Source organism: Rhodococcus sp. T7 (assembly GCF_009872365.1).
Taxonomy (GTDB): Bacteria; Actinomycetota; Actinomycetes; order Mycobacteriales; family Mycobacteriaceae; genus Rhodococcus_F.
Genome location: NZ_WXYH01000112.1, coordinates 1 through 7,461, shown reverse-complemented (window position 1 = coordinate 7,461; position 7,461 = coordinate 1). Strand labels below are relative to the sequence as shown.

Annotated in this window: 5 protein-coding genes; 4 read left to right on the top strand and 1 reads right to left on the bottom strand. The window is 63.3% G+C overall.

All coding sequences use genetic code 11. The annotated features are described in order from the left end of the window. Positions 1–1,091: 1,091 nt before the first annotated feature. Positions 1,092–2,300 (top strand): Lsr2 family DNA-binding protein, encoded by a 1,209-nt coding sequence (locus MLGJGCBP_RS14685; RefSeq protein ID WP_007299866.1) that lies wholly within the window; start codon positions 1,092–1,094, stop codon positions 2,298–2,300. A gap of 1,391 nt (positions 2,301–3,691) precedes the next feature. Here the strand turns inward: MLGJGCBP_RS14685 and MLGJGCBP_RS14680 are convergent. Next, on the bottom strand, positions 3,692–4,801 hold the full coding sequence (locus MLGJGCBP_RS14680; RefSeq protein ID WP_160096457.1) for a beta-propeller fold lactonase family protein: 1,110 nt from the start codon (positions 4,799–4,801) through the stop codon (positions 3,692–3,694). 267 nt (positions 4,802–5,068) lie between these two features. Here MLGJGCBP_RS14680 and MLGJGCBP_RS14675 point away from each other — a divergent pair, with 267 nt between their 5' ends. The 3 genes from MLGJGCBP_RS14675 to MLGJGCBP_RS14665 all read left to right on the top strand — a co-directional run bounded on the left by MLGJGCBP_RS14675 (position 5,069) and on the right by MLGJGCBP_RS14665 (position 7,248). Next, a complete protein-coding gene (locus tag MLGJGCBP_RS14675; RefSeq protein ID WP_007299864.1) occupies positions 5,069–6,238 on the top strand; it encodes a hypothetical protein in 1,170 nt (389 codons plus the stop codon). Continuing rightward, positions 6,231–6,686 (top strand): hypothetical protein, encoded by a 456-nt coding sequence (locus MLGJGCBP_RS14670; protein WP_148222657.1) that lies wholly within the window; start codon positions 6,231–6,233, stop codon positions 6,684–6,686. Before MLGJGCBP_RS14675 ends, MLGJGCBP_RS14670 begins: the two co-directional genes overlap by 8 nt. A gap of 139 nt (positions 6,687–6,825) precedes the next feature. After that, positions 6,826–7,248: a hypothetical protein gene (locus MLGJGCBP_RS14665; protein ID WP_007299862.1), complete on the top strand. Its 423-nt coding sequence runs from the start codon at positions 6,826–6,828 to the stop codon at positions 7,246–7,248. The last annotated feature ends 213 nt before the right edge of the window (positions 7,249–7,461 follow it).

Sequence of the window (7,461 nt, the reverse complement as noted above, 5' to 3'; positions counted from 1 at the left end):
TGGCGTCCCACCTCGACATCCCTCCTGGCTCTCCTAGAACCATTGTCCGGGGTGTCCACTCAAAGGGTGCAGCCTCAAGGTGGCGGTCCTGGGGTGGCTGGCGGAACATCACTCGTCCAGGAGGCCTAGCTGACGGCGTGCACGTGGGTGGGACTACGCGCTGACCCGCCGAACCCGGGACCGACATCTTGGCCCGCACGATCGTCGCGCGGGGGCTGCATGACGAGTGCCGGCACGGATGCACTGAACTCGCGCTGATGCTGGTCGACGGACGGAAAGCGACCGACGCTGATGGTGGTGCGGTCGGCGCCGCGATGCCGACGGGTGGGCCCGAGAGAGGGTGCTCGCCTCGTTCGGTCACGATTGTCGATCTGACATTGGGATAGCGCGGCGACGTACGGGCTGACGCCAGCTGATCGGAGTGAGCTCCCGCGGTTTCTCGGCCGGCGCGCGCCCCACTGTTGTCGCGAGGGGTGGCCGTCCCGGTGCCTGTTGCTCATCGCGGTGTTGTGTCGAGTTTTCTCCACTCGTGTGTACGGTGCCGCAGTCGGTTTCGGGTGAACCGTGTGTGAGTGCGGTGCGGAAGAGAATGATGCCGGCTGGGGGTGACCACACTCCGAATGCGGTGGCACGGCCACGACGGTGTTCTCCGGGCTGCTGGGGATGTGGCCGGCGGGCGGACTTCGCGAGGTAAGGTTCGGTGCCGCTGTGGCCCGAGTCCGGGAGGCGCTGCACCGCCGGAATTGCGGCACAGTCTTCGGTGAGAAGGCGGTGGGCCGTCAGGCGCACACCACACCCTGCTCGGCATCGTGAACACCGAATTCGACAATATCGACAACTTCAATGCCGCAGTTGCCGACGCGATTTCGGGATTTCGGTGGAGAATGGTCCCTGTCGGGTTGAGTCGTGCTCGTCCTGCATGAAGCTCGGTGCGATGTGATTTGAGCTCGACGAGGATCGTGTGTGGTCTGCCCACATGGACAATGTCTTGAGACGTTGAATTGTTAGTTCGGTGAGCTTCCTCCTTTGCGGGACGAGCCTGCCGTTACTGTGTGCGTTCGACGATTGCCCTGACGTAGAAGGAGAGCACGATGGCGGTATCACCGAGAATTTCCCAAGGTTCGGCGAAGGGGACAACCAAGGAGATCCGCGAGTGGGCGATCGGCGAGGGTCGCGAAGTGTCACCCCGCGGCCGGATCTCGGCCGAGATCGTGCAAGCTTTCCGTGACGCTCAGGCGACGAAGGCTCAGGCAAAAGCGGCGCCGGCGAAGAAGGCGGCCGCGAAGAAGATAGTCGAGGGGAAGGCTCCCGCGAAGAAAACGGCCGCCAAGAAGTCTCCGGCGAAGACGACCGGGCCGAAGAAGACGGCTGTGAAGAAGGCGACTGTGAGGAAGTCGCCGGCGAAGACGGCAGGGGCGAAGTCGACGGCCGCGGAGAAGATTGTCGCCACGAAGGTACCGGCGGTGGACAAGGCTCCGGCGGTGACGACGACCAAGGATATTCGCGAGTGGGCGATCGGAGAGGGTCGCGAAGTGTCTCCCCGCGGCCGGATTTCGGCCGAGATCGAGCAAGCTTTCCATGACGCTCAGGCAACGAAGGCTCAGGCAAAAACGGTGCCGGCGAAGACGACAGGGCAGAAGACGACAGGGCAGAAGACGACAGGGCAGAAGACGACAGGGCAGAAGACGGCTGCGAAGAAGACGGCTGCCAAGAAGACGGCCGTGGAGAAGGTCGTCGAGAAGGAGGCTCCGGTGAAGGGAGCGGCGGCGGGTACGGCTCCGGCGAAGACGGCCGCGGAGAAGGCTCCGGCGAAGAAGGCGTCTGCGGGGAAGTCGCCGGCGAAGACGGCTGGGGCGAAGTCGACGGCCGCGGAGAAGATTGCTGCCACGAAGGTTCCGGCGGTGGGCAAGGCTCCGGCGGTGTCGACGATCAAGGATACTCGCGAGTGGGCGATCGGAGAGGGTCGCGAAGTGTCTCCCCGCGGCCGGATTTCGGCCGAGATCGAGCAAGCTTTCCATGACGCTCAGGCAACGAAGGCTCAGGCAAAAACGCTGCCGGCGAAGAAGACGGCCACGAAGAAGGCTCCGGCGAAGAAGGCAGCCGTGGAGAAGGTCGTCGAGAAGGAGGCTCCGGTGGATGGAGCGGCGGCGGGCACGGCTCCGGCTAAGAAGACGGCCAAGGAGATTCGCGAGTGGGCGATCGGGGAGGGCCGTGAAGTGTCCTTCCGTGGTCGGATTTCGGCCGCAATCGTGCGTGCCTTCCATGAGGCTGCGGCAAAGTTGCCGGCTGTGGGCGGCTGAACCGAGTGGTGTCCACTCTTGAGCGTGACCCACCGACTCCGGGTTGCCGGGTTCTCTCAATCCGACGGACGTTCAGTAGCCGAACCCTTGCCTGTCTCTTCGAAGCCAGGCTCACCGAAGATGAGCGCGCCGGTGTCACAGCCATGAACGCGGGCGGACGATCGGTGCGGCTGGTACGGGAGGTTGCTCACGAGCGCTGGTCGACAGTGTGCACCGAGGGGCCGATGGGAGTTCCGCTGGCACCTGCTGGGTGAGCGTCGGTGCCGAGAACTGTCGCCCCGTTTGGCGGGCGGGTGCTGTCTGGTCGGGTCTGTCGTAGGTGGATGCCAGAATGGGCGGCATGAGTTCTTGTGGATGGCGACGCCCGCTTCGGCGGGCGAGGGATGCGGTGCAGCAATCGCCGCCCCGGTCCGTCCTCATTCGAGGGTAGCGGGCCGGGGCGCATGAGCGCTGAAAGGCACCGCCTTGTCCCGTACCGAAGCACATTCTCCTGTCTGGGTTCGTCTTCACCGTGGCGAACTTTCCGTTGAACCGTGGCACGCCGACTGCCATGACGTCTGCGACCTCCCTGACCGGTATCAGGGAGGTCGGGCCTGGTTGTCCGCAACGAACTGCGTCTGGGCACTCGCGTACACGGGCACCGGGATTTGCTCGTGCTCGCTGTGCCACGACGGTGAGGGTCATGCTCGTGATCTCCGTCGCGAGCGTCGCCGTACTGTCCGTCGCCTCGCGGAGGGGCGTCGCCGGTGGGATGCCGGTGACACCACACCCTTCGACGACATTGTTGTCCCGCATCGCAGGCGGGAATGGTGGAAGTGACCAGTAGGCGCCGTGACCTCCGCAGGTATTGATGCAGGAACAGACGCGGCCCGGCGGGTCTTGTATCGGTGCAACCGTGCTGGACCCGGTCGGCTCTCGCCGGTGACGGTGCCCTATCCCGTGGCTATAACCCTAAGGGATTATTTGTATTGGCTCGCAGCGGTTTCGAGGACATGGCCGACACGAGTTCGCACCCCGAGACTGTGCGACGGTGCGGCGCGCCAATGACGCCGAGTGTGCTGACTGGGTTGCCGCTCGCAGGGTCGCCTCGACGGGGCACGCTGGGAGGGGCCGGTCTGTTCGCCCCTGGTTGGGCGCGGCACTTCTCGTCGAGGCGTGCGGCGACCTGTGATGAGCCGGATCACCGGGTGGACCGCGGCGGGACTGTCTTCGCGGATCTCGGTCGATTTCGAGTCTCCGCGGGCGGCCGCACGACGGCATCGAGACCCACGCCGCGAACCGATGCTTCCCCCGCGGCGCCGGAGTACCTCAGGTTGGCAATGCAGTCGTTGCCGGACCCAGTGGGGAGGGTTCGCGGACGTGGAGGGTCTCTTTCGTGGTCTCGGCGCGGGTCAGCTCCCGAAGATGGTTCCGAGTGACCCGGTGCCGGGCAGGGTGGGTGGTGTGGTGGTCGGCGGGTCGGTGGGCGCCGATGTGTTGGAGACGACGGAGACGGTGTCGGATTGGCTGGTGACGTAGGCGTCGGCGCTGTTGGGTGTGACGGCGATGAGTTGGCCGTTCTCGGTGATGGGAACGGTGGCGGTGACGGTTCGAGTGGCGGTGTCTATGACGGTGACTGCGTTGGTGGGGGTGCTGTGGGCGATGTAGGCGGTGTGTCCGTCGGGTGCGACGTCGATGCCGCCGGCGGCTGCCGCAACGGGAATGGTTGCGGTGACACTCCGGGTTGCGGTGTCGATGATGGACGCCGATCCAGTGCTGAACCCGTCCACCCCGGTGACACACAGCGTGGAACCGTTGTCGGTGATGTCGATATCAAGTGGTGATCCGGAGGCAGGGATTCGGGCAGTCACCGCGGCGGTGGGGATGTCGACGACATCGATCGCGTTGCCGGAACTGTCGGTGACGTAGGCGGTTCGACTGTCGGGGGAGACGGCGAGGAACATTGTCGTTCCTCCCAGTGCGAGTGTGCTGCTCACGGTGTTGGTTGCCGTGTCGATGATTGTGAGGTGGCCGTCGAACTGGCTGGCGACGAGAACCTTGGTCCCGTCAGGGGTGATGGTGACGCCGAGTGGGCCGTCGCCGACGGGGATCGTTGCGGTGACGGCGAAAGTGGTTGTGTCGATGACGGAGACGGTGTCGTCCCCGTTGCTGCCGGCGTACACGGTCTGGCCGTTGGGGGAGACGGTGACGCCGACGGGGAAGTTCCCGACCGCGAGGGTGTTGAGGACGGTTTTGGTGGCGGTGTCGATGACTGACAACTGCCCGGCCGCGCCGTCGTCGCCGTGGGTGACGTAGGCCCGTGAGCCGTCCGGGGAGATGGCGATGCCTTCTGCCAGCCCGTTGACCGGGATCGTCGCCGTGACCGCATAGGAGTCGGTCGGAGCCGACCAGACTGTGGGCGCGCAGAGCACGGTCGCAGTGGTGCCGACGGTCGCGCACAAGGCCACGCGCACAAGCGTCCGCGTGGCCTTGTGCCGGAGCAGGGATCGATACGCCGTCATGGGTCCCCCTCGAGTTCCTCGCCCGCCCGATCGCTGACCCGGATCGAGCGTGACGCTACTTCCTTCGCGCCACGTGTTCGCTGCTGGGTGCGCTGACACGCCGACCGGACACGGGCGGCGAGAAGGACGGTGCACCTGTGTCATTCACGCGATATACAACTCGGTACCTCGCGTAGACCGACGTTCATCGGTGAATGGAAGGCGCAGTGATCTACCGTTCGAGTGGTTGCGCGTCCGCTATTGCGGATACGTTGTGACGACGCAGCGGTGGCGCCGTACACTCGCCGCATGACAACGGCCCCAGATCCATTCGCGACGCTGACGATGGATGGTGAGCAGTTCGAAGATGGTCGCCTTCCGGTGCGTGCTTTAGCGGAGCTGCAACGGTACGTCGCCATCGTCCTGCGTGCAGCTGAGCTGAAGTGGCTGGATGCAAACCCCGGGAAGGAACTTCCCGAGGACTTTCACGACTCATTCGAGCTGACGATTGCTGAGGTCAGACCCGGCAGTGCTACCTCGGTGCTTGAAAGACCTCAGACTTCCGTTTACGACTCGTACTACGAGGAGGGACGGCTCGATTTTGAGGCTGCCTTGAATGAGGTCCTGAACGATCAATCGCCTGACCTATGGCATCCACTGGTGGCAACAGAAGAATTTGGCGAATTCGGCTCGTCGCTTGACGATGGGGAATTTATGTCAGTCCCGGTCGCCAATGATTCTAATTCCTCGCTCAGAGTAACCCCGTCCTCGTATCAGAATAAAATACGCACCGCACATAAGGCTGCGACGAGCGTGAGTCTACCGCCGACTCTGGCGATCGAACGCAGAAAAGAGTCGGGATGGGTGGTAGCCCGACTGGTTGCGTTGAATGGACTTGAATCCAAATTCACTCTTCTGCTTGACGGCAGGGAGGTGAATGGAAAGTTCAAAGAACCCGAAATATTCGACGATATGAAGGCGGTCCTTGGAACGAGCGAAAAGTCGCCCGTGGTGAGGATTTTCGGGCGACTGAGCTTTGTTGGTGAGGATATCTCCAGGATTCTCGAAGCAACCAAAGTTCAGGTGCTTGAGGTGGATGGCGAGCCGTGGTCTGGCCGGTTCATCGAGCTTGCGCAACTATCCGAGGGCTGGAACGACGAGGCGCGAAGCAGCGAAGCTGTTGCTTTTTCTGCGATCGATGGTGCACGCGAAATATTGCGTCACGTCGCGAAGATAGGCCGCGAGATTCCTGGGATCTATCCATCAGAGGATGGCGGAGTGAGTTTGGAATGGGCATCGCCCCAAAGGGTGATTACGATCGAAGTGTCGCCGGACGGCGTCTATGAGATGAACAGATACTCTCGCGACGGCGAATCCTCTGCCGTTGAGCCAACAGAGAATCTTGACGGGGTCAAGAAGTTCATTGATGATACGGATGTGGAGGCGGTTCGTGGCTGAGGATTTTTCTCCCCTAATCGAGGGTGAGTTCATAATCGATCCAGGCGACACCGTTGCGGATGATGAACTCCTCTATCGCCAGATCCCCGCACATCTCTGGGATGCGAAAAAGGCGCTGCCGGGAGTTGGAGCGTTCGGCCCGCTGGACGCAGACCGAGGCGCACCGTCCTTTTCCCGCAGCTCCATCGTGACTGCCGCTCAGAGTTTCGAATGGCACAACGGGAACGCACCAAGCACTTCATTGTCTGTATGGGCGTGTTCGGTTGCTGAAGTGGCTAAGGCGGGCACGCGAGCCATCGACGACAGGGATGCCCCTCTCGAAGCGGGAAAGAAGCGGGCACCTGGTCACGCATACATCGACTATCGACATCTCGAAAAGAGTGAGAAGAAGCAGGTTCGAGCGCACTTGCTGATGTGCGCTCTCGACCGTGAGCAGCGTCATCCCTAGGTTTCTGCTTGATCCGCACTGGCGCTCCTAGCGGATTTCCTTGTTTGCGCTCGTTCGTAGATTTCCTCGGTATGCCGGAAGACTTGCGGGATCGGACACCCCTCGGGTGGAGATCAGCTGATCCCCGCGGCGAAGGTGTTTGCTGTGCACACCGGCGAGCCGCAGCTGCGCGCCGGGCTTCTGCACCTTCCAACCCGTCGTCGACGGCGGCGCCTGCCCCTGGGCGCTGAACTGCCAGGGCTGCGACAAATTCGTCCTGTCCGGGGCGGACCCGCTGTATTGGAGGCGTAAACGCGAGCAATGGGGACAACTCGCCGAGGGCGCCCCCGACGATGCGACCGCTAATTACCCGTACCAGCACTTCGCGCCTACTGCCCGCGCCATCGACGGACTCGAGAACGCCCTGGCAGGGCTCGGCCTGCTCGACCAGGCTCTCGCGCTGGACCTGCGCAAACCCCAGGACTACTTCCACCGCGTCTGGTCCACCGCCTTCCGCGCCACCGACCTCACCAACACCGCGATCGCCGACAACGACGAAACCGAGGGAGAAGCCTGCGCATGAGCAGTAGCCAAGCCCCATCCCAGATTCGCACCGCCGCCGCGACGCCCAAGCCGCCGTCGACCGCGTCCACCTTGCCATCACCCGGCTACACCGAGAACGAACCCCGGTGACCACCGCCGCAGTCGCCCGCCGCGCGGGCTTCTCTGAACTAAGGATTATGGTGCGTTTGTGAGGTTTTCGGACGTTGCGTGTTCGGCACGCCGAGGTTGACGG